The organism is Mycobacterium angelicum, from assembly GCF_002086155.1.
GTDB classification, from domain to species: domain Bacteria; phylum Actinomycetota; class Actinomycetes; order Mycobacteriales; family Mycobacteriaceae; genus Mycobacterium; species Mycobacterium angelicum.
This window is the reverse complement of record NZ_MVHE01000305.1, coordinates 1-396: the sequence shown is the minus strand read 5'-3', so window position 1 is coordinate 396 and position 396 is coordinate 1. Positions and strand designations below refer to the sequence as shown.

Here is a 396-nt window from a genome sequence, read left to right as displayed (position 1 = left end):
GTTGCACTAGTGTAGTGGTCGCGTCGGCGAGGTTGTTGACATCGGCAGCCAGCACGGATCTGTTGTCGCTCACGAACTTTCGGACGGTGCCGAGAACGTCGTCGATCCGTTCCACCGTGTCGGCCAAGTCATGGTCGGATTTGGTGAACCAGTCGGTGAACTCGGCAAGGTTTTCGTTGAGCGCAACGAACTGTTGATCATTCTGGTAGAGCGCGCTGACAAATAGCGCCAGGCTTCGCGTGATCGCAACGAAGTCTCCCCGGCCCTCGTTCAGCGCGGTCAACGCCTGCGACAAACTGTTCAGCGTTTCGTTGAGCTGCCTGCCCTTGCCGGCCAGGTTGTCCGCGACCGATTCGATGAGGTCGCCGAACGGCCCCTTCGGCTGCCGCTCCGTCG

Annotated in this window: 1 protein-coding gene; it reads right to left on the bottom strand. The window is 60.4% G+C overall.

What is annotated here, in order from left to right; all coding sequences use genetic code 11:
• Positions 1 to 396: Mce/MlaD family protein (locus BST12_RS29510; protein WP_483869192.1), on the bottom strand; the 396-nt coding region annotated here is incomplete at both ends.